Genomic DNA, 21382 nt, shown 5'->3' on the forward strand with positions numbered 1-21382 from the left:
TATCGATTGTGTATTAATTGTGTAATTATTTTAAAATAATTCTCACATTTTAATTTATGATTTCAGAACTATTTATAATTCTAATAAATTCTTCTATTTGTTTTTCGTTTAATTGATAATACTTTATGTTTAAGTCATAGATGCCGTTTTGTACTTCTAATATTCCATAATTATTTTTATCTAACAATAAATTAATACTATATGCATCTTCTTCAAAACACCCGTATTTTTTATTAAAATGACTCTCCGCTCTAGCGAAATATATAAACTGTCTTTCATTATTAACTCGAATCGATTCTTCCTCAGGAAAAATTTCTTCATAACTTTGAATAAGCTCTAATACTTTATAAGGATCATAAGTTGCATCATCTAGCCATTTACTTTTTCCTTCGATATCAGCAATACTCACTTGAATCATTGCATCTTTACTTTCAAGAGACTTATCATAAGCCATTAAATCTTTCTCAGCATTTAATTTATAAATACTTGCTTCTCCTTTACCCTTCATACAGGAGATGGTTTGTTCAGGTACAATCAGTTTTCCATCTTCATAAATATTATACGAAGAGAATTGATCCAAATAGTAATAATGGATTCCATCTTTTGATTGAATACTTCCCAATTGTTCTCCAGGTCCATAAGAAATAATGCCTTGTTTCAATTGAATATAGACTGTCCCTTCCCCAAACATATATTCATAAACTTCTGTTTCTCGATCTTCAATAATAATTGTATCAATTAATTTAGAGGTTTCTTTAGGGATATTTTTATCAATGACTTCTTTTAATCGCACAGCATTACATCCTGTTAAAACTAATAAAAACACAACACTCATCGAAATTAGTTTTTTCATTTGCTTCTCCCTTGTTTTTTTCATTATAACACGTTTCAATAAACATTATCGTCATACAAAAAACTCCTTACATATTGTAAGAAGTTTTCTCATTTATTATTTATTCTATTTCTTCACGCCAAATCACAGCACCGAGTTGCTTTAATTTGCCATCTAAATCATCATATCCACGATCAATATGATTTACATCATGAATTTCAGTTACGCCATCCGCGATTAACCCTGCAATAACTAAACTTGCTCCGCATCTTAAATCCGTTGCAGTTACACTATCACCATATAATTTTGTAGGTCCATGAATCACACTTAAGCCTTGTCCAACTTCAATATCTGCACCCATCCGTTGTAATTCAGTACAATGCTTAAATCGTTCTGGATAAATTGTTTCTTTTACTGTAGAATCACCTGTTGTTTGTGTTAGTAGGGCAGTTAGTGGTTGTTGAAGATCTGTTGCAAATCCTGGATAAGGAAGTGTTTTAATATCGACTGCTTTTAACTTATCTGATTTTTCAACAGTAACACAATCGACATCCACATCCATCTTAACTCCCATTTCTTGAAGTTTTGATAATAAACTCTCTAAATGCTGAGGGATAATATTAGATATTTTCATTTTCTCTGCAGCAGCTGCAGCCATTACAATAAATGTTCCCGCTTCAATGCGATCTGGAATAATTTCATGGAAACATCCACCTAAGTCTTCAACACCATCAATAGTAATTACATTGGTTCCAGCTCCACGAACTTGAGCACCCATTTTATTTAATAAAGTTGCTACATCAATAATCTCTGGTTCTTTTGCAGCATTTTCAATTGTTGTTCTACCTTCAGCATAAACCGCAGCCATCATAATATTAATTGTAGCTCCAACTGAAGAAACATCTAAAAATATTTTTGCACCAACCAATTTATCAGCTTTAATGAGGTAACTACCTTCAACATATTCAATTTGAGCTCCTAAAGCTTCAAATCCTTTAAGATGTAAATCAATTGGACGAGGGCCTAAATAACATCCTCCAGGCATTTTCATCTTTACTTCACCATATTTCCCAAGCAATGCTCCCATGAAATAATAAGAAGCTCTAAGTTTTGTAACTGCTCTATGATCCAATGGCTTATTTTCCATATTTGTAGGATCAATAATAATATGATCTTTTGATTTATGAATTACCGATACATTTAACTCATTTAAAAGTGTCGATAATGACTCAACATCTGATATATTTGGAACACCTACTATTGTTACTGGTCCCTTTGCAAGTATAGCTGCAGGTATTAGTGCAACTGTTGCGTTTTTAGAACCACTTATTCTTACTTCACCATTTAATAAATGTCCACCTTCAATTTTTATTACTTGTTCCATAGTATTCCTCATTTCACGAAGTTATTGTATCATTTCTAAACCCACTTCTCAATGAGTTCCTTGACTTCATCTAAGTGGTCAACAATGATATCGGCTTCATCTTGTTTATTGTGTAAACGGTGATCACAAAGTGCAATAACTTTCATCCCTGCTGATTTCCCAGCTTCTATTCCATATTGTGAGTCTTCAACAACAACACAATCTGTAGGGTTTAATCCCAAAACCTCTGCTGCATGAAGATAAATTTCAGGATTTGGTTTACTTTGTTTAAATTGTTCTCCACTTACAATGAAATCAAGATAAGGTTCAAAACCACAACCTTTCACCGCTGCATCAATACTTTTTGAACTTGATGATGAACATAGTGCTAATTTTAAACCAAGTTCTTTACAACGTTTAAGTAAGTTAATTGCTCCTGGCTTTGCAATTGTTTCATATTGTAAAGGGTGATTCTTAAAATAAGTTTCGTTTTTCTCTTGAACAAATTCTATAGAATACTGATTGTCTAACATATCCACAATCATTTCATAAGTTACTTGCATTGTTGTACCAATTATTTCGCACACTTCTTCAAATGTTCCTGTAAAACCTAATTCTCGCATCCATTCTAATGTACCTTCCATATAGAAAATCTCAGAATTAATTAAGACGCCATCCATATCAAATAAAACTGCTTTCATACCTGTCCTCCCAAACTCATGGGTACAGTATAACATAAGAAAACCTAATTTTTTAACGCTTTACTAAAATGAAATATTCCTGCTGAACAAATCACCAAAATCCCTGCAACCACAAGTATCACCTCAACAGGAATGATATCTGCAAGGGGTCCATAAAACATCATCCCAAGTGGTAACATACAAGACGTTGTTATTTGCATAAAACTAAATACTCTTCCTTGCATGTTTTGTTCAACTCTTTCTTGAATTGATACAGTAATTGGTGTGTTGTAGCATGGGCTAACTAAACCAATACAAGTATTAAATATTAAATACAATAAAAACCATGGTGATGCACCTAGGCTAATCATAAACACACCATAGAGTGTCCCTGCAAGTAACGTAGTATTCAATCGATTCTTAAATCCACCCCATGTCGTGATTAATATTCCACCTAGAACCATCCCTAAACTATATGTCATTTCACTTGCGGTTAAGCGCCACACTTCATCACCAAATCGTCTTGCGATCATTAAAGGTGTTAAAAATGCTGAAGGACTAATCATAAACATCGATACCATTTGAAAGATTAATAAGTTTAAGATGAACTTATTATTTTTAACATAACTAAATCCTTCTTTCATATTTTGAATCATTGTTTTCTCATTACTTAATTGATCAATTAATTTCTTAACTTTAACAGTTGATGTAATACTAACTCCTATAATTGCAGTAATCACATCAATAAATAAGGTTACTTCTAATGAAAATACCGATAAAATAGCACCACTAATTGCAGGTGATAAAAACATCATAATTGAATTGCATGTACTCAATATGCCATTGACTTTCATCAAATTCTCTTGAGGTACAATTTGAGGTAATATCGCATTGACTGCCGGTGTTTGTAACCCCGTTCCAGCAGATCGAATCATAAGTACAATAAATAATACCCAAATGTTTTTGTTTCCTGATAAAAAGAGTAACGCTAAAAATAATGTTGCACATGCTATCATACTATCTGATAACATAATTAATTTTTTACGATCATACTTATCAATCCATGAGCCTGCAAATAAGGAAACACAGATTTGTGGTAAAAACCCACAAATTGTTGATATTGTAAGCATCAGTCCTGATGATGTTGATAATGTAACATACCAAACGATGGCATATTGCACTAGTGATGATCCAAATAATGATATTGTTTGTGCACTAAGAAAGCGCACTGTATTGTTTTTCCAATTGTTTTCCATAATTTCTCTCCATTTCTTCAAAATAAAACGACGAACAACATTGCCCATCGCTTGCACTTAAAATGAAGTTCTCAAGTAATATGAAAATACGTAAAAATTACGTTCTCAACCTATTACTTGATGAATCTTATTTGAGCTCTGCACAATGTTTCATCATACCTGTTTGTACAGAGCTAATTCGTCTTCTAATCGAACAGAATCTAATAACTAATTTCATTATGCTTCACCCTTTCTATACAATAGTTTAACACAATGATTCCAAAATATATAATAATTATGAAAAAATTATTAATTATCACTTCTTTAAATTCAGATTCTTTTTTAGATTCTTGGGTAGGTTTAATGCTTGCTTCACTTTCAGATGTAGGCGTCAGTTTACTTATTTGTTTTTCATCTGTATTCTTCGAACTCCCCAACAAACATTAGAAAAACTAGTATTCCAATTAATATTTTATTCATCACAATACTTCTACATTGGAAAACTTATTGCATTTCTTCTCTCTAGTCGTCTAAGCAAAATAAAAACTTGAAGTTTTCACCTCAAGTTTATTTATTTATTGATTAAGCTTTGTTTGCTGAACCAAATTGATTCATCATTGCAACCACTTTAGATTGGATTGCTTTAGCACCTGGAGCTAATAGTTTACGAGGATCGTATCCTTTACCTTCTTGGTCTTTACCTGCAACGATATATTCACGAGTTGCATCAGCAAATACTAATTGAAGTTCTGTATTAACGTTGATTTTAGAAACTCCTAATGAAATAGCTTTAGCTACTTGATCAGCTGGAATTCCTGAACCACCATGTAATACAAGTGGTTTACCATTTGTAGCATCTTGAATTTTTCCAAGAACATCAAAGTTTAAACCAGCCCAGTTTGCAGGGTATTTACCATGAATATTTCCGATACCTGCTGCTAAGAAGTCTACACCTAAGTTAGCGATAGTAGCACATTCTTGAGGATCTGCGAATTCACCCATACCTACAACACCATCTTCTTCTCCACCGATTGAACCAACTTCACATTCAACTGAGATACCTTTTGAATGAGCAAGTTCAATGATTTCTTTTGATTTTTCTAAGTTTTCTTCAAACCCATAGTGTGAACCATCAAACATAACTGAAGTAAATCCAGCAGCGATAGCTTCTTTTGCACCTTCATATGAACCATGGTCTAAGTGAATTGCAACTGGAACTGTAATTCCCATGAAATCATGTACTTCTTTAACCATAGCTACAACTGTTTTGTAACCAGCCATGTATTTTCCTGCACCTTCAGATACACCAAGCATAACTGGAGATTTAGCTTCTTCAGCTGCTGCAAGAACTGCTTTAGTCCATTCTAGGTTATTGATGTTAAATGCACCAACTGCATAGTGGCCTTCATGTGCCTTTTTAATCATTTCTGTTGCTGATACTAATACCATATTAAATTTTCCTCCTAATTTTTTAACACTTTCATTCTATACCATAAAGTACCAAATGAAAAGTAAATTGTATAGAATAATGCTCTATGATTTGCTATAATTAAAAAGGTTTGTGAGGAGATCAACTATGAAAAAAATTGCATTTGATAATGACAAGTATATCTCGATGCAATCAAAACACATCGAGGAAAGAATTGCCCAATTTGGTGGCAAGCTTTATCTAGAATTCGGCGGCAAACTATTCGATGATTTCCATGCAGCTCGCGTATTACCAGGTTTTATGCCAGATAGTAAGGTTAAGATGCTCGAACAAATGAAAGAGAAAGTAGAGCTAATTATCGTAATAAGCGCGAATGACATTGAGAAAAACAAGGTGCGTAGTGATTTAGGTATTACTTACGATCTTGATTGTCTTCGTTTAATTGACGCATTTAGAAGTATTGATTTTTATGTAGGTAGTGTAGTAATAACACATTACGCTAAACAACCTACTGCTGATCAATTCAAAAAGAAATTAGAAGGGTTAGGCATTAAAGTAGCCCTACACTATCCAATTCAAGGATACCCCGCTAATGTAAGCCATATCGTTTCTGATGAAGGTTATGGTTTAAATGATTATATCGAAACAGAAAGAGAGTTAGTTGTTGTAACAGCACCAGGGCCTGGATCAGGTAAGATGGCAGTTTGTTTATCCCAACTATATCATGATTCAAAAAGAGGGATTAAGTCAGGATATGCTAAATTTGAAACATTCCCAATCTGGAATATTCCATTAAAACATCCTGTTAACTTAGCCTATGAAGCTGCTACCGCTGATTTAAATGACATCAATATGATTGATCCATTTCATTTAGAAGCGTATGGTATTCAAGCAATTAACTACAACCGTGATGTTGAAGTATTCCCTGTGCTCAATACGTTATTCGAAAAAATACAAGGCAATTCACCCTATAAATCACCAACAGATATGGGCGTAAATATGGTAGGTAATTGTATTATTGACAATGACGCAGCATATAAAGCAAGTTACGAAGAAATTGTACGTAGATATTACAACGCTCTTGTTGATTTAAGAAAAGATCGTGGTACAGAAGAAGCCGTTTCAAAAATTGAACTAATTATGAACAAAGCAGGCATCACTGCTACAGATGTTAGACCTGTAGTAAAGGCTGCATTAGATAAAGCAGAAGAAACTGGCGGTCCTGCGGTTGCAATTGAACTTGAAGATGGAACAATTGTAACCGGAAAAACTTCACCACTACTTGGAGCATCAAGTGCATGTTTACTAAACGCGCTAAAAATATCTGCTGGTATTGATGATAATGTTCATTTGATTGCAAGAGAGGTTATTGAACCAGTTCAAAAATTAAAAACTGATATCTTAGGAAATCGCAATCCACGATTGCATGTCGATGAAATACTCATCGCTCTGTCTATTACAGCGATTAATAATCCTGTAACTCGTAAAGCATTAGAACATTTAAAAAAATTACAATGTTGCGAAGTACACTCTTCTGTAATTCTTGCAGAAATTGATGTACTGACATTTAGAAAATTAGGTTTCAATTTAACTCAAGAACCTAAATACAATACAAAGCGTTTGTATCATAAATAAAAAGAGTCGAGAACTAAATTAAAGTTCTCGGCTCTTTTCTATTGCCTCTACTAAATTATCTACAACTAGCACTCCTGTTTGCTCTAAAATATGTCTAGGTTGATGTCCTTGCGCTACTAAAATACAATGTGTACCACACTCTTTAGCACATTCAAAATCATGAACACTATCACCGATCCAAACAACATCACTTGCCTGTATATTTGATTTACTAATAAAGTCTTTCGCAAGTTCAACTTTTGAATGAGCATAAATATTATCAAGTCCTAGTATTTCTTGAAAGTATTGATCACACTTATACTCAGTTGCTTGTTTCTTTAGAATATCAATTTGTGATGCAGAGAGTAAAACATTCATAATTCCATTTTCTATATTGTTTTGTAAGCAATCAATTGCTTGTAAATGCAAAGGATATTTTAAATATGTCGCTTGATAACCTTGCGTATATTCAATTGATAAATCTTCAAATGACTCCTTTTCAAAATCAAATCCTAATTGTTGATAAACACGGATTACAGGAAAACAAAATATACTTCGATATTCATCAACACTTTTTAATTGTTTTAGATTTCTTTTTTTACATAAATCATTTAATACATGGAAACAACATTCAGCATCATTAAGCAATGTTCCATTCCAATCCCAAATCATCATCTTCATTTTTCTACCTCTTGTTGTAAATTAAAAGGCAGTTTATCTGCCTAGTAATCATCATCTGAAAAATCACGTTTTGTATCTTCTTCATCTTCTCCGTCTGCAAATTCATCATCGAAGTCCTCATCATCGATTTCTTCAACTTCTACATGAATTTCGTTATATAAGTGACGAGATCTTAAATCCCACTTATTATCAGCTAATGAAGCAAATCTTGTATCAAGCATAAGCTCTGTGTAAAACTGTGCAATTTTTCTTTGTTGAACTGTTGTATCAAATCCTAATGTGTCTGACACTTCAGACCAAAGTTTATTAAATTCAAGTCCTTTTTTCTTCTTTGTTAAAACATTATGTGCTACGTCGGTCATTGATTGGTAAGTCAAGTGTATTCCTCCTATACTATATCAATTAAATAGATAAAATCTTTGTTTTCATGTGTTATTAAAACACATTTCCAACATATGTCAACTACTTTTACTCATCATTCATTAGTTTTTGAATATACAATATTCTATACGAGTGTGAATCGTGATTGCATCCTCGGAAAAAATCTTATATTCTATGCACCATGAATCTGATTTTAAATCGTATTCTTCAATTTTTGTAGTGAAATGCAACTCACCATATTCACTGATTACACGTGCGTTTCCTTGTTTTTCCTTATAAAGATTTACTTCTGTTTTAACTTCACCATCTCTAAGAATAATCATTGAATTCTCATCAAAAAAGAATTCTTGTTTACCTAACTCATTTGTGTACGTCAAATACCCAAGTTTACTAAACACTTCTCCTTCATAAAGTACGGTTTGTGTGTTATCAATGCAGTCTGTTTGCAAAAATCTACAACTTACTTTTGTGTGTTCCATTTTTCTCACCTTCATAGATTATACTTAACCTTCTACAAGAGTCAAGCAGAATAATTTCATTCCTTCTAACCACTTGATTCTAATCAACTCATACATCCAATATAAGCCACTTTTAAACCATAATAATTAATTGACCAAATAAAGAAAAAAAGCCATCTCCCATGACTTTATTCCCAATGCTCTGAATTCTAATCTCTCTTGCGTGCATCTCCCTGCACTACCAGCTAAATTATATAATTATTATAGGACTCAATGCTTACACAACGCTTACAAAGAATCCAATAATTAAAATTTTGCATTAATCTTTTTGCGATAAATCATATTTCAACATGAGTTAAATTGTAAACAATAAAAAAATGAGCAAGATTTATTTCTCACTCACTTCTTCGAACATTATTTGCTCTCTCCCTAAATTCTTTGGACAATGATGTCCATCATTAGATTAACGCTTCCTGCTTACTCCATGCTTACAAATTTGTTTGTTATTAAAAGAATTTATACTATACTTATTTGCCATGAAGTATATCAATTATTCATTTATGGAATTAAAATTTTAACCTCGGTTCCATTACCTATTTCGCTAAACACTTCAACTCTACCCTGACAATTCTCTTCAATCATTTTCTTAACTGTTCTAAGTCCTATATGATGAAAATCTATTGCAGATTTTCTAGCCAAATCAAACCCAACACCATCATCCTTTACACTTATAATAATTTCATTATTCTTACGGATTGTGGAAATGATTATTTTCCCTTTCTCTACTTTTTTTGCAATACCAAATTGGATTGCATTGTGAACAGGAATATACAAAGAGAGTGAAGGCAACAGAAAATTATCTACTTCAAGATTCCATTCAACACTAAAGTGATTTGCATGTTGTATTTGTTCCAAAAATAAATAATCCTTTACATACTCTACCTCTTTGTTAAATGAAGTTAAATCAGAATTTGTTAATGCATTTAAATTTCCTCTTAAGTAATAAGAGAAATGTTCCAGTGCTTCTGATGCTACTTTTGAATTAGATGAACACAAGTTTTTAATATTCGTTAAACTTTCTTGCAAGAATACTGGTTGTATTCGTGACATCATCATAGCATTTTTATTTTTTTCTAATTCCATTTTATTTGCATAATACATATGTGACTGATTAAGTAATATGAAAATATAAATCCCAATGATTACTATTGTAGCAACTGGGAATAAATACCAATTTTCTGTTGTAATCAATTGATAGACAAGTGCGATAAGAGGAAGACCAATTAGAATAAGAAATGAAAGTTTTTCTCGTTTAGTAAATTTATCTAAGTTTTTTAACTGTACAACAAACAGAGGAACTAAACAAATTACCCCCATAACATTACTTACCCAAAACCATTCTCCTTCCACATATAGATTATTTACATTTACCCAATAATAACTCTTGGTCATTGTAAACAAGAATGTCATAAGAATTGAAACGATGACTAATACTTCAATTACCTTTTGTAAATTATCTACAAGTATTTCTTTTTGTTTTAGATAACTAATATAAAATTTAGAAAAAGGCAACATCGCAATATATGCAAAAATAAAAACCATGAAGTTTGATGCGTAAACAATATAATAAGAAATTTCACTTTGATTCCCATCTACCAAACAAGCTATCATATTTGAGACATTAAAAAAAATACATATAGTAATGAATTTTGAATAAAACATATCCAACTGATTTTTGTTTTTCTTAAATATGTTCAAAAATAAAATTAGCATCAATGACAATGCAATACTATAAGATAACAAACATACACTCAAATATGTATCTACACTTAGATAAGAACCAATACTAAAAAAATTCATGAAGTATTCTCCTCTCCCAAAGATATACTTATTTTTTACATTTTTTGATAAACTTCTTGTTGACGAATTAATTCTCCTACTGTAAACTCTGACCAACTATAATTGCTCATGTACTCTCCAGTAAATGTATTAATTATTTGTGAATCTTTATTAAGGAAACGATAATAATCACAATCAACCATACTCACATTTATTCCAATTTCTTTATGGTGTTTGATTATGATATCTTGGATACCTTCTTCCTTAAGTGTTTGCATTATAGAGAATATAATCTGATGAATATTATTTTGTGTCGTTCGATCATAAAGTTTATCTTCCCACAAAATTGCAGCTAACTCTCGCAAAGCCACCATCGCACCTTTTCTGTCAACTAGATAAGCTAAACACTCCTTGCATCTACTTCTAGGAAATTCCAACGGTTTGCCATCCACAAATACTTCGAAATTACCAAACGTTTGAATTCTTACCCGTGACTGATCTGTCTTTATCGGATATCTTAGATTTGCTAATTCTCTTCTTAAATCTTGTTCACGAACTGGTTTCAACAAATAGCCACTTGCATGCAATTTAAATGCATCCAGTGAATATTGAGAATGTCCTGTCACGAATATAATATTGATTTGTGGACAAACCTCTGTAAATTTTCTAGCCAATGCTAATCCATCCATTTCACTCATTTCTATATCAAGAAACGCAATATCAACATGATTTGCTTCAATATATTCAAGTGCACTTTCTACATCAAAGAACCCTACACCTTTGTAGTTAGGATCTGTTTTCAGTAGTGTACCAATAAGATTTTCAACAGCAAGTCTTTCATCATCAACAACAATGAATTTCATTCTAATTACCTTTTAAGGGAATATATAGCTTTACTTTAGTTCCCTCTCCTTTTTTACTCTCTATTATTACATTTCCATTACACTCAGCAAGTATGCGTTGCTTTACATTTCTAATACCTATGTGTGTTTGTCCATCATCCAAACTTTGATTCACATCATAGCCTACTCCTGTATCTTCTACACTGACACAAACTTGATTTTTTATTTTTTCAACGGAGATTCTTATTGTTCCTCCCTCTTTCTTTTTCATAACACCATGACGAACTGCATTTTCTACGATAGTTTGCAACGTCAATGTTGGTATTAGAAAATCTTCATATTGAATATTATATTCAATTTGCAATCTATCTTCAAACCTCATCTTTTCAAGAAATAAGTAATCTTCCACATATTCAAATTCCTTTTCGAATTCAATAAGACTTGTATTTGATAATGAATCTAAATTCCCTCTTAAATAATAAGAAAAATGTTCTAGTGCAACTGCTGCTTTTTTAGGTTCTGTATCACATAGTTGTTTTATGCTGAGCAAACTATTGTACAAAAAATGAGGCTGAATTTGAGCTATGATCATTGCAGATCTAGTTTTTTCAAGTTCTAACTCTTTCTCGAAATATAACTGAGTTTGCTCAGACTGTATAAAGACATAAATCCCAATAACTACAACCGTAGTTACAATATGTAATGGGAATGCTTTCCCTGTCACTACTGTATAGATTAAAGCGATGAATGGTGCGGAAATATATAACAAGAAAGAAAATCTCTCATTACCACTAAATCTCTTCCAGTTTTTAAATAAAGCACTGGTAGGTGCCAACACTAACAAAATACCCATTAGTCCAGAGAGCCAATAGAAGTTGCCCCGAGAGTAAATATTGTATGCATCAATACGATAGTATATTCCAGTAAATAGTGATAAGACAACCAAGACTTCGGATACAATTAGAGTAACTCTTGCAAAAATTATTTCTTTTCCAAAAACACCATTTTTCTCTTTTAAGAACGTAAAGAAATATCTACAAAATGTTCCAATCAATAAATAAGATAAGGCATACATTAAAAATGTTGATATGTGTGCAATCAGCATTGAAGCAAAGTCATCTTTTCGATCAAATAACCAAGACAAAACATTGCATGTTTGAAGTAACACATTGCACATTACAAACTGAGTATACAAAAAGTCTAAATAACTTTTACGAATCTTAAAAATTCGAAGAAAAAGAATGATGATGATTGAAACGAGAATACCAAAAACTTGGAGTGATATGCTTATATATGCCTCAGTGCTCATTGACTTTTCCTACTTTCATGAATCAACAATAGTTTACCATTTCTTATAAGTTTATTGTATTTCATTCTCATTGAAATAGAAATAAAAAAATGCTCTATCCCATAGGATAAAACATTTTCTCTTCATTTTTATTTTCACCATGGACAAGTGAATGCACTATATTGCTTGCTTCTGACAATTCTTTTGTCGTTCCATCATTCATCGCAATCCATATAGCTGAATATTCATCTTCACGATAAGGTTGATATGGTCTTTGAATTACCTCATCCGTTTGAAAGTAGTACCGTATATCATATTTCTTACTAACTTTTACTTTCTTCTTTTCAATCATTTTAGAATTTATAATATCCTCATATTTAAATAAATCACGATTCAATAATCTACGCGATAAATCCCTTAGTATCTCATCCTCACAATTTGATAAACAGGTAAACCCATAAAAACAAGTATTCTCATCCATTAAGAAATGATCTTTAATGGAAATATTCTTATTTCGAATAAACGATCCAAACATAGGAACACATTTAAGTACTGCAGGATTCTCTTTCTTACAATCCCTTAGTCTTTCAAATAATTTTGTTAAGATAATTTCATAACTTCTAGCTGTTGGATGAAAGTAAACTTGCCAATACATATGATATCTTGCCATGATGTAATCTTCTACAGTATGAATTCCAGTTTCTTTGACTACAATTTTATTATCTTTAACACGTAGTGTTCTTAATACTCTCTCAAGGTCAAATTCTCCATATTTTGTTCCTGTAAAATAAGCATCTCTTAACAAATAATCCATACGATCAGCATCCAATTGCCCACTAATCATTTGTGTTAGTAATCCATTGGGATGCGTATGGTTAATGATACTGGCAACAATCTTTGATAATCCTGGTTGTGTTTTTTCTATGATTCGATGTACTTCACTATCTTCTAATAAGATTTTCTCAGTAAACTCTTCATGATTGGTTTGACACACTGATTCAAAAGCATGACTAAATGGACCATGCCCAATATCGTGAAGTAATCCTGCCAATAAGACAGCCACTGAATCTCGTTGTGATATCGCTATTTTAATATCTTCATTCTCCGCAATCATTCTACGCACAATTTCATACACACCTAAAGAGTGCGCAAAACGAGAATGCTCCGCAGTATGATAAACCATATACGATGCACCTAATTGTTTGATACGACGTAATCGTTGAAACTCGCGACTATTGATACACTTCCAAATTACATCATATTCAACATGGATATAGCCATGAATCGGATCTCTTAATACTTTGATTTCATCTATTCTTTTAAACATGAGAAATCCTCCACTATTAGTATTTTACACTATTTACATCGAAATATACAAAAGAAAGGAGCGAACCCCTTTCTATTTACTAATTGGTATTTGTACCTCTGTTAGCCATTCATTTTCATCCTCTTTATTCCATATGCCATCAATGTAACTTTCTCGAGGATAACCATTCATTAAATAACCATTTTTCTCTACCCAATCAATTGCATAAGCAAATGCTAAACGAAGAGTGTTATAACTTCCTTTGTGCATCACTGAAACAACCTGTATAGGCTCACTTTCACGAAATTCAATTTCTTCACATCCAATACCCATTCTATCTACCGCTTCACAATATTCTACTTCCCATTTTTTACCCTGTTCAATATCACCTAAATAAGAGATATAACAATATTCAGGGGTTGCACATTTCAATGTAGGATTTAATTCAGCTAACTTTTCCCCAATTTGTGGAATCTTATCTAGATATTCATCATAACTTGAAACTACTAATTTTTTGGCATATATAATTTGTCGTGGTATTTCCTTTAAAATTGCTTTGTATTTTGAATTCATTTTTTCTTTATTTAAAATTAAGTCAATCTGTTTATGTTGTTGACTCAATTCTTTCAACCTTTCCTCAATTTCTTTTTGTCTGTTTATTAATATATCCATTGTTTCACTGTCTTTCAGTATTTGTTTTATCTCTTGAAGTGAACATCCAATTTGGCGATAAAATTGTATTTCATGCAAAATTACTAATTGTCTTGTTGTGTAATAACGATAGCCTGATACAATATCAATTTCCTCTGGTTTCAAGATATTAACTTCATCATAATACCTTAAAGTTTTGATTGAAACTTGTCCCATTTTAGAAAATTCACCAATTCGATACATAACTACCTTACTCCCATCTAAATAATTTCATTGAACCTACGATACTTATAATCGCAATAATCGCTAAATAAATCACTTGCATTGTAACATTAGTTGCATCTAAATTCATAGATGTTGTTTTCAATAAATCAATTCCGATTGTAAGTGGCAAAATCTTAGCACCCGTTTGAATCCAGGTAGGGAAGATTTCAAAAGGAATTGATGCTCCTGATAATAGTAGCATTGGGAAGTAAACTAATGTACAAACCAAATTCGCAACTTTTGTGGTCTTACACAAACTTGCCATGAACATACCTAAACCATACATCGCTGTCATTGTTAGAAGATAAGAAAAGATGACCAAGTAGACATTACCTTGAATAGTAAATCCCCAACCAAAATGTAGAAACAAGTAAACACAAATTGCTGAAATCGTAGAAATTAATGCACAAATAATAACATTAACCCACAACAGTAAACTTGGCTTAGCTGGTGTGATAAAGAATTGTTTTAGTATTTTCTTTTCACGATAATCCGCTATAGTTAATGGTAATCCCATGAACGCTGTCGCACATACCCCTACTGTGATTAACGCACCAAATGAACCTTGTATCAAAGAGTAGCCACCACTTGTTAATTCATTCCCTGAGGTTAACCCAATTAAACCCACAATACCAAGTGGCATCAATATCCCAAAAAACACCCCATCAACACTTCTAATTGATAATACAAATTGTATTTTAAAATAAGTCATCCATTTCTTCATATTAACTCTTCTTCCCCCATATACCATAAATAAGCTTGTTCCATTGTTTTGTAAGGTGATGTTTGAATCACTTGTTCTACGGTGTCTTGTATCAATTGTTTTCCTTGTTCTAAAATGAGTATGCGATCACACAACGCCTCAACTTCATCCATAAAATGAGATGTTAGAATAATACTCTTACCTTTTTTCTTTAGATTACTAAGGTACTTCCATACCTCGCGTCGTGCCACTGCATCAAGTCCTGTTGTAAGCTCATCAAGAAAGAGAATGTCTGGATCATGAAGAGACGCAAGCATAATTGATAATCGTTGCTTCTCTCCACCAGACAAAGATTCCACTTCTTTATTTTGAAATGACTCCAAATTAAATTCCCTTAGTTTTTCTATAATGTTTATTTCCTTATCATACAAAACAGCTCTTTCTTTACAGGCCTCGATGACTTTAATTTTGTCTTGAAAGGCAGACTGTTGCAGTTGTGCTCCTACATTTTGAAATAATTGTGGCTTGTGAACACTCATATCGAAGCCTTTTAATGTAATATTTCCTTCAAACTTCTTAAGGCCTAGTATTGATTCAACAAGAGTTGATTTGCCTGCACCATTGTGGCCTAATATCCCTAAGCACTCCCCCTCTTTTACACTAAATGTGATATCATCCACTACTTTTCTAGTACCATAACTCTTTGATACATGATTTACTTCTACTACCTTCATCCTCATATCCCCCTTGTGCACTTCATCATAAAGTATCCAGTAATGGTAGAGTCAAGAGGTACTTGAGTAAAAAAACAGATAGACTCTATATCCTCGTCTATCTGCCTTCTATCAATCTTTGTAATTCTTTAATATTTTGAATTTACAATTTTATTATATGTCCTCGATGTTAATGCATACACAATTCCATATACTAGTGTAAAGATAACAATGGTACCAATTGTACAAATAACAAACAATTGATCATTGTGCATGTTGAGCACAAACAACACTCTTTTAATCATATTGAACGCAAACCCTATGTGTATTACTGCCATGATAATCGGTATAAAGAATACCATGAGCACTTGTCTTCGAATTGATGAACTAACTTCTTTTTGACTCATTCCAACTTTTTTCATGATATCAAATCTTTTTGCATCTTCATAACCTTCAGATAATTGCTTGTAATAAATGATAAGTACTGTCGCCATTAAGAAGAGTGCTCCCAAGAAGATTCCTATGAATAAAAATGAACCATAGAGTTGCATAAAGTTTCCTCTACTTGTTTCTTGACCCTCTGCCATACCGCTCATGATTTCACTTGCCTTAATGTCTTGATAGATACTATCAATTACATTGATTTGAGTTTCCGCTGGTGCATCCAAATCAAACATGTAAGTATATCGCTCATTCACATAACCGCTATCTCTTACTAAATTATTTAGGTGATAATAATCATTCACAAGAACTGTAACAACCGTATAGGTGTAATAAGAATAATCTTCAATACTATCATTATTTTTAACTTGTTCTTTTATACTATATTTTTCACCTAAAATATTTATCTCATCATATTCATAATTATTCTTGCCATAAATTACAATAACTTCATCATCATTCAATGTGTAGTTAGAGCCAGCGAATCGATTAAAATCACTTACTGGGATTATGTTGAGATATCCACTAGGATTATCTTTAATCAAATCAAATGAATTTCCATTAATTAAGAATGCTGCAAAAGTATTTCGATATTGAACTGAATTTAATGGAGCCACTTTGTATTCATTCATCACATCATTTACGATACGATCTGCTTCAATAACCGTTGCTTCATCTGTTCCTATTCCAGTTACAATTACATTTCGTTTAAATCTAGCACTTAATAAATCATCCATAGAGAAATAAAGTGATACTGTTGTTGAAAGCATAACCAATACACAAGTACTTAACAAACAAATGTTCGCAAGTCCTGCTGCATTTCTTTTCATTCGATAAATCATACCTGAAATTGAGGTAAAGTTTTTTGTTTTGTAATAGAAATTTTTATTTTTTCTCAATGCCTTTAATATAACAACACTACCTGATGTAAACAAACAGAACGTCCCAATGATTACCAAAATAACTGCAATAAAGAAATACATAATCGCTGCAACTGGATCGGTAATTGTTTGCGATATATAATATGCTGCACCTAGTGTGATAAAACCCATAAGTGCAACTAACCAATTTGCTTTTGGTTCTTTTTCACCTGCTGATTCTTGACGTATTAATTCAATCGGTTTTGAACGCATAACAATCCAAATCGTATTCAATAATACTGCTAAGAACACACACGAATATAAGCCTATCGTTGTTACAATTGCTGTTAATGAAATTGTGAATTCTCTTGTTGGATCTATTTGAATCAATTGAAATAAAAATAGTTGAGCTAATTTAGAAAATAAAACACCAAATAACAATCCTAAAACTAGTGAAATAACACTCGTAATAATCGTTTCAATACCCACAATCATGGATATGTGTTTCTTCTCTAAACCGAGTACATTATATATTCCAAATTCCTTTAATCTCTTTTTAAGAAGAAAACCACTTGTATAGAAAATAAAGATAAAAGAGAATACAACAACTACACCTAATCCTAGCGAAAGAAATGTCGCTACTGTTGCTCCACCAAATCCTTCTAATATGAATGGTGAAAATGTAAGTGACATTAGAATGGAATACATCATGATTGTCACAACACATGTAAAGATATACGGGATAACAGTTCGATAATTCTTCTTTATATTTTGTATAGCTAGGCTAACAAATAAAGACTTACGCATTTCTCTCACCACCTGTAGTGATTACAGTTAGTGCATCCGTTATCTTTTGATACATTTGATCATTGTTCATATTACCTTTATAAATTTGATGGAATACTTCACCATCCTTGATAAATAAAACACGAGATGCATGAGATGCTGCCTTAATGCTATGAGTAACCATCAAAATTGTTTGACCATGCGCATTAATATCATTAAACGCTTGTAAGAGATGATCAGTAGCCCTAGAGTCAAGTGCTCCTGTTGGTTCATCTGCCAAGATAATTTTTGGACTTGTAATCAATGCACGTGCTACTGCAATACGTTGTTTTTGACCACCAGATATTTCATAAGGAAATTTATTTAAGATATCATTAATTCCCAATTGTTTTGCGATTGGTTTTAATGCATTTAACATTTCATCATATTTTTTACCCGATAATACCATTGGTAAGAAAATATTATCTTTGTTAGAAAATGTATCCAACAAATTAAAATCTTGGAATACAAATCCTAAATTATTTCGACGAAAAGCTGACATTTCTTTTTCTTTAATTCGCGCCATATTTTGACCCGCAAGTAATACTTCACCCGATGTTGGTTTATCTAATGAAGCCAGGATATTAAGCAAAGTAGTTTTACCAGATCCCGATTCACCCATAATCGCAACATACTCACCTTCTTCGACTACAAACGAAACATTGCTTAATGCTTGAACACTATTACCTCCAAATCTTGTTGAGTATATTTTTTTTACGTTATTCACTTCTAACAATTTCATAATTGTTCCTCCTTTGACACTATCATCATAAGAAAAATGAGGCTTGCTTACCTTAACTTTGGCTTACAAAACCTCATTTATTCTTACGCTTTTGTAAGGATAGTATCCAACCCAATTTTAACTACTGTACCTTCATTTACAGTTGAATCAATTACAAGTGTGTGCCCTAACTTATCACATATCGTCTTACATAAATATAAACCGATACCCGTTGATTTCTTATTATTTCGTCCATTATACCCTGTATATCCTTTTTCAAAAATACGTGGTAAATCTTCTCTACTTATACCAATACCACTATCGCGAATAACCAATGTATTAAACTCTTTTGTTATAGAAATTATCCCATGCTCTGGTGTATATTTAATTGCATTTGAAAGAATTTGTTCAATTACAAAACTTAGCCACTTTTCATCACTTACACAGGTAATATGAACTGGTTCATAATTCAAACTAATTTTTTTACGTATGAAAGATTTTGAAAACTTACGCACAGCTTGCTTAATGATTTCATCACTATCAAATCTTCTAAATAAAAAATCTCGATTAGGTTCATTCATCCTTAAATATTGAAGTACCATATCAACATATTGTTCAATTTTAAATAACTGTTCTTCTATTTCACCTTTATCTTCATACTGACTTGTTTGTAGAACTAATCTCATTGCCGCAATGGGTGTCTTGATTTGATGCACCCACATTGTAAAATACTCCGTGTTATCTGTAATTGTATTATTTAGTGCAAACTCCAAATCATTCTTACTTTCAATTAGTGACTGAATAATTTTTTGATATTCATCTTCATAAAACTCAACAGCTTTTGGCAAATTTTGCATCGATAGATTTGGATTACCTATACAATCAACTAGATTTAAACTTTTATTTCTAAAATAGGCAAAATCAACTGCAATAAAAAGACCAACAAATACACTACATAATAATAACCCATACGAAATCGCCGCTATATCTAATCGATATAGAAAAAGCACAATTCCTTGTATAATTAAGCAGCCTATAATTAATAGAATCGTTTTCAATTTTTGACGTAAATATCTTACAAACATATTATTCTGCAATCCGATAACCGATTCCCTTCTTTGTAATTATAAAATTTTCTAATCCTGCCTCTTCTAATTTTTTTCTTAGTCGAGCTACATTTACCGTTAATGTATTATCATCAATAAATTCATCTGTTTCCCAAAGTGCTTGCATCATTTCATCTCTTGACACAAATCGGTTACTATTCTCCATTAATGTGGATAAAATACGTACTTCATTCTTTGTTAAATCAATCTTTTGATTTTCATAATTCAATGTTGTGTCATTAAGATTTAATACAGCACCATGAACTTCTAAATTATTTTGAACTGTAGAGAAATCATAAGTACGTCGAAGCAATGCTTGAACTTTGGCAATAAGTACATTTAGATCAAATGGTTTTGCTACAAAATCATCACCACCCATATTCATTGCCATGATGATATTCATATTATCTGATGCACTTGAAATAAAGATTAGAGGTACTTTAGATGTTTTTCTAATTTCTGTACACCAATAGTATCCATTATAAAAAGGTAGCGTGATATCCATTAATACAAGATGTGGATCAAATTCATTAAATTCATCCAACACATGATTAAAATCATGAATACCTTTACCAATATATCCCCATGTCTCTATTTGTTTGCATAAAGCTTTTGTAATAACTTCATCATCTTCTACAATTAATATCCGAAACATTTCTCTCTCCCCTGTCTTCTATTTTTCTAGTAGAACTATTGCTTGTGCCAAGACACCTTCTTCTCTTCCAACAAATCCTAATTTTTCCCCACGTGTTGCTTTAACACTAATTTGATCTTCTTCACAATGTAATGCCTTCGCAATATTATTTCTCATTTGATCAATATGGGGTGCCATTTTAGGTTTTTCTATCATAATTAATGAATCAACATTTCCTATTTTATATCCTTTTGATTGCATTATTTCATAAACTTCACTAAGAATTGTAAGCGAATTTGCACCTTTATACTTTGGATCTGTATCTGGGAAATGTTTCCCCAAATCACCTAAAGCAAGTGCACCTAGAATTGCTTCTGATATCGCATGCAACAATGCATCGGCATCACTATGTCCTAGTAATCCTTTTGTATGTTCTATTTTAACTCCACCTAGGATGAGGTCTCTTCCCTCTACCAATTGATGAATATCACTTGATTGACCAATTCTTACCATTTA

At 32.0% G+C, this 21382-nt stretch carries 21 protein-coding genes; 1 reads left to right on the plus strand and 20 read right to left on the minus strand.

Features of this window, described 5'->3' with window-relative positions; all coding sequences use genetic code 11:
• Window positions 1-49: 49 nt before the first annotated feature.
• The 5 genes from B5D14_RS01975 to fba all read right to left on the minus strand — a co-directional run bounded on the left by B5D14_RS01975 (window position 50) and on the right by fba (window position 5559).
• Complete coding sequence (locus B5D14_RS01975) at window positions 50-853, minus strand: hypothetical protein (RefSeq protein ID WP_078710904.1); 804 nt, start codon at window positions 851-853, stop codon at window positions 50-52.
• Between the two features lie 100 nt (window positions 854-953).
• Window positions 954-2216 carry a UDP-N-acetylglucosamine 1-carboxyvinyltransferase gene (locus tag B5D14_RS01980; RefSeq protein WP_078710905.1) on the minus strand — a complete coding sequence of 421 codons (1263 nt, stop codon included), beginning with the start codon at window positions 2214-2216 and terminating at the stop codon, window positions 954-956.
• Window positions 2217-2251: 35 nt separating this feature from the next.
• On the minus strand, window positions 2252-2896 hold the full coding sequence (locus B5D14_RS01985; protein ID WP_159443690.1) for an HAD family hydrolase: 645 nt from the start codon (window positions 2894-2896) through the stop codon (window positions 2252-2254).
• Between the two features lie 44 nt (window positions 2897-2940).
• Complete coding sequence (locus B5D14_RS01990) at window positions 2941-4131, minus strand: MFS transporter (RefSeq protein WP_200804730.1); 1191 nt, start codon at window positions 4129-4131, stop codon at window positions 2941-2943.
• A gap of 561 nt (window positions 4132-4692) precedes the next feature.
• Window positions 4693-5559: a class II fructose-1,6-bisphosphate aldolase gene (gene fba, locus B5D14_RS01995; RefSeq protein WP_078710907.1), complete on the minus strand. Its 867-nt coding sequence runs from the start codon at window positions 5557-5559 to the stop codon at window positions 4693-4695.
• 127 nt (window positions 5560-5686) lie between these two features.
• On the opposite strand from fba, the gene B5D14_RS02000 reads away from it, so the two are divergent.
• Window positions 5687-7174 (plus strand): DUF1846 domain-containing protein, encoded by a 1488-nt coding sequence (locus tag B5D14_RS02000; RefSeq protein WP_078710908.1) that lies wholly within the window; start codon window positions 5687-5689, stop codon window positions 7172-7174.
• Window positions 7175-7192: 18 nt separating this feature from the next.
• Here B5D14_RS02000 and B5D14_RS02005 read toward each other — a convergent pair whose 3' ends face one another.
• The 15 genes from B5D14_RS02005 to ispF all read right to left on the minus strand — a co-directional run bounded on the left by B5D14_RS02005 (window position 7193) and on the right by ispF (window position 21379).
• Entirely contained in the window at window positions 7193-7834 is a 642-nt protein-coding gene (locus B5D14_RS02005) for an HAD family hydrolase (RefSeq protein WP_078710909.1), read from the minus strand.
• Between the two features lie 41 nt (window positions 7835-7875).
• A complete protein-coding gene (gene rpoE, locus B5D14_RS02010) occupies window positions 7876-8211 on the minus strand; it encodes a DNA-directed RNA polymerase subunit delta (protein ID WP_200804731.1) in 336 nt (111 codons plus the stop codon).
• 105 nt (window positions 8212-8316) lie between these two features.
• Window positions 8317-8694, minus strand: coding sequence for a DUF1934 family protein (locus B5D14_RS02015; protein ID WP_159443691.1), 378 nt, complete (start codon window positions 8692-8694; stop codon window positions 8317-8319).
• Window positions 8695-9231: 537 nt separating this feature from the next.
• Window positions 9232-10533, minus strand: a complete 1302-nt coding sequence (locus B5D14_RS02020) for a sensor histidine kinase (protein WP_078710912.1) — start codon at window positions 10531-10533, stop codon at window positions 9232-9234.
• A gap of 35 nt (window positions 10534-10568) precedes the next feature.
• The gene (locus tag B5D14_RS02025) at window positions 10569-11375 is read right to left on the minus strand and encodes a response regulator (protein WP_078710913.1); all 807 of its coding nucleotides are present in this window, start codon (window positions 11373-11375) and stop codon (window positions 10569-10571) included.
• A gap of 1 nt (window position 11376) precedes the next feature.
• Window positions 11377-12663, minus strand: a complete 1287-nt coding sequence (locus B5D14_RS02030; protein ID WP_078710914.1) for a sensor histidine kinase — start codon at window positions 12661-12663, stop codon at window positions 11377-11379.
• 94 nt (window positions 12664-12757) lie between these two features.
• Complete coding sequence (locus B5D14_RS02035; RefSeq protein WP_078710915.1) at window positions 12758-13969, minus strand: HD domain-containing protein; 1212 nt, start codon at window positions 13967-13969, stop codon at window positions 12758-12760.
• Window positions 13970-14041: 72 nt separating this feature from the next.
• Window positions 14042-14842: a MerR family transcriptional regulator gene (locus tag B5D14_RS02040; RefSeq protein WP_078710916.1), complete on the minus strand. Its 801-nt coding sequence runs from the start codon at window positions 14840-14842 to the stop codon at window positions 14042-14044.
• Window positions 14843-14849: 7 nt separating this feature from the next.
• The gene (locus tag B5D14_RS02045; RefSeq protein WP_078710917.1) at window positions 14850-15587 is read right to left on the minus strand and encodes an ABC transporter permease; all 738 of its coding nucleotides are present in this window, start codon (window positions 15585-15587) and stop codon (window positions 14850-14852) included.
• Window positions 15584-16300, minus strand: coding sequence for an ABC transporter ATP-binding protein (locus B5D14_RS02050; protein ID WP_078710918.1), 717 nt, complete (start codon window positions 16298-16300; stop codon window positions 15584-15586). The genes B5D14_RS02045 and B5D14_RS02050 overlap by 4 nt, the downstream gene beginning before the upstream one ends.
• 128 nt (window positions 16301-16428) lie before the next feature.
• On the minus strand, window positions 16429-18387 hold the full coding sequence (locus tag B5D14_RS02055) for an ABC transporter permease (protein ID WP_078710919.1): 1959 nt from the start codon (window positions 18385-18387) through the stop codon (window positions 16429-16431).
• A complete protein-coding gene (locus B5D14_RS02060; protein ID WP_078710920.1) occupies window positions 18380-19147 on the minus strand; it encodes an ABC transporter ATP-binding protein in 768 nt (255 codons plus the stop codon). Before B5D14_RS02060 ends, B5D14_RS02055 begins: the two co-directional genes overlap by 8 nt.
• A gap of 83 nt (window positions 19148-19230) precedes the next feature.
• Window positions 19231-20211: a sensor histidine kinase gene (locus B5D14_RS02065; RefSeq protein WP_143254367.1), complete on the minus strand. Its 981-nt coding sequence runs from the start codon at window positions 20209-20211 to the stop codon at window positions 19231-19233.
• A 1-nt stretch (window position 20212) separates the two neighbouring features.
• The gene (locus B5D14_RS02070; RefSeq protein WP_078710922.1) at window positions 20213-20887 is read right to left on the minus strand and encodes a response regulator transcription factor; all 675 of its coding nucleotides are present in this window, start codon (window positions 20885-20887) and stop codon (window positions 20213-20215) included.
• A gap of 18 nt (window positions 20888-20905) precedes the next feature.
• Window positions 20906-21379 carry a 2-C-methyl-D-erythritol 2,4-cyclodiphosphate synthase gene (gene ispF / locus B5D14_RS02075; protein WP_078710923.1) on the minus strand — a complete coding sequence of 158 codons (474 nt, stop codon included), beginning with the start codon at window positions 21377-21379 and terminating at the stop codon, window positions 20906-20908.
• Between the last annotated feature and the right edge of the window lie 3 nt (window positions 21380-21382).

This window comes from Anaerorhabdus furcosa, assembly GCF_900167375.1.
Taxonomy (GTDB): domain Bacteria; phylum Bacillota_I; class Bacilli_A; order Erysipelotrichales; family Erysipelotrichaceae; genus Anaerorhabdus; species Anaerorhabdus furcosa.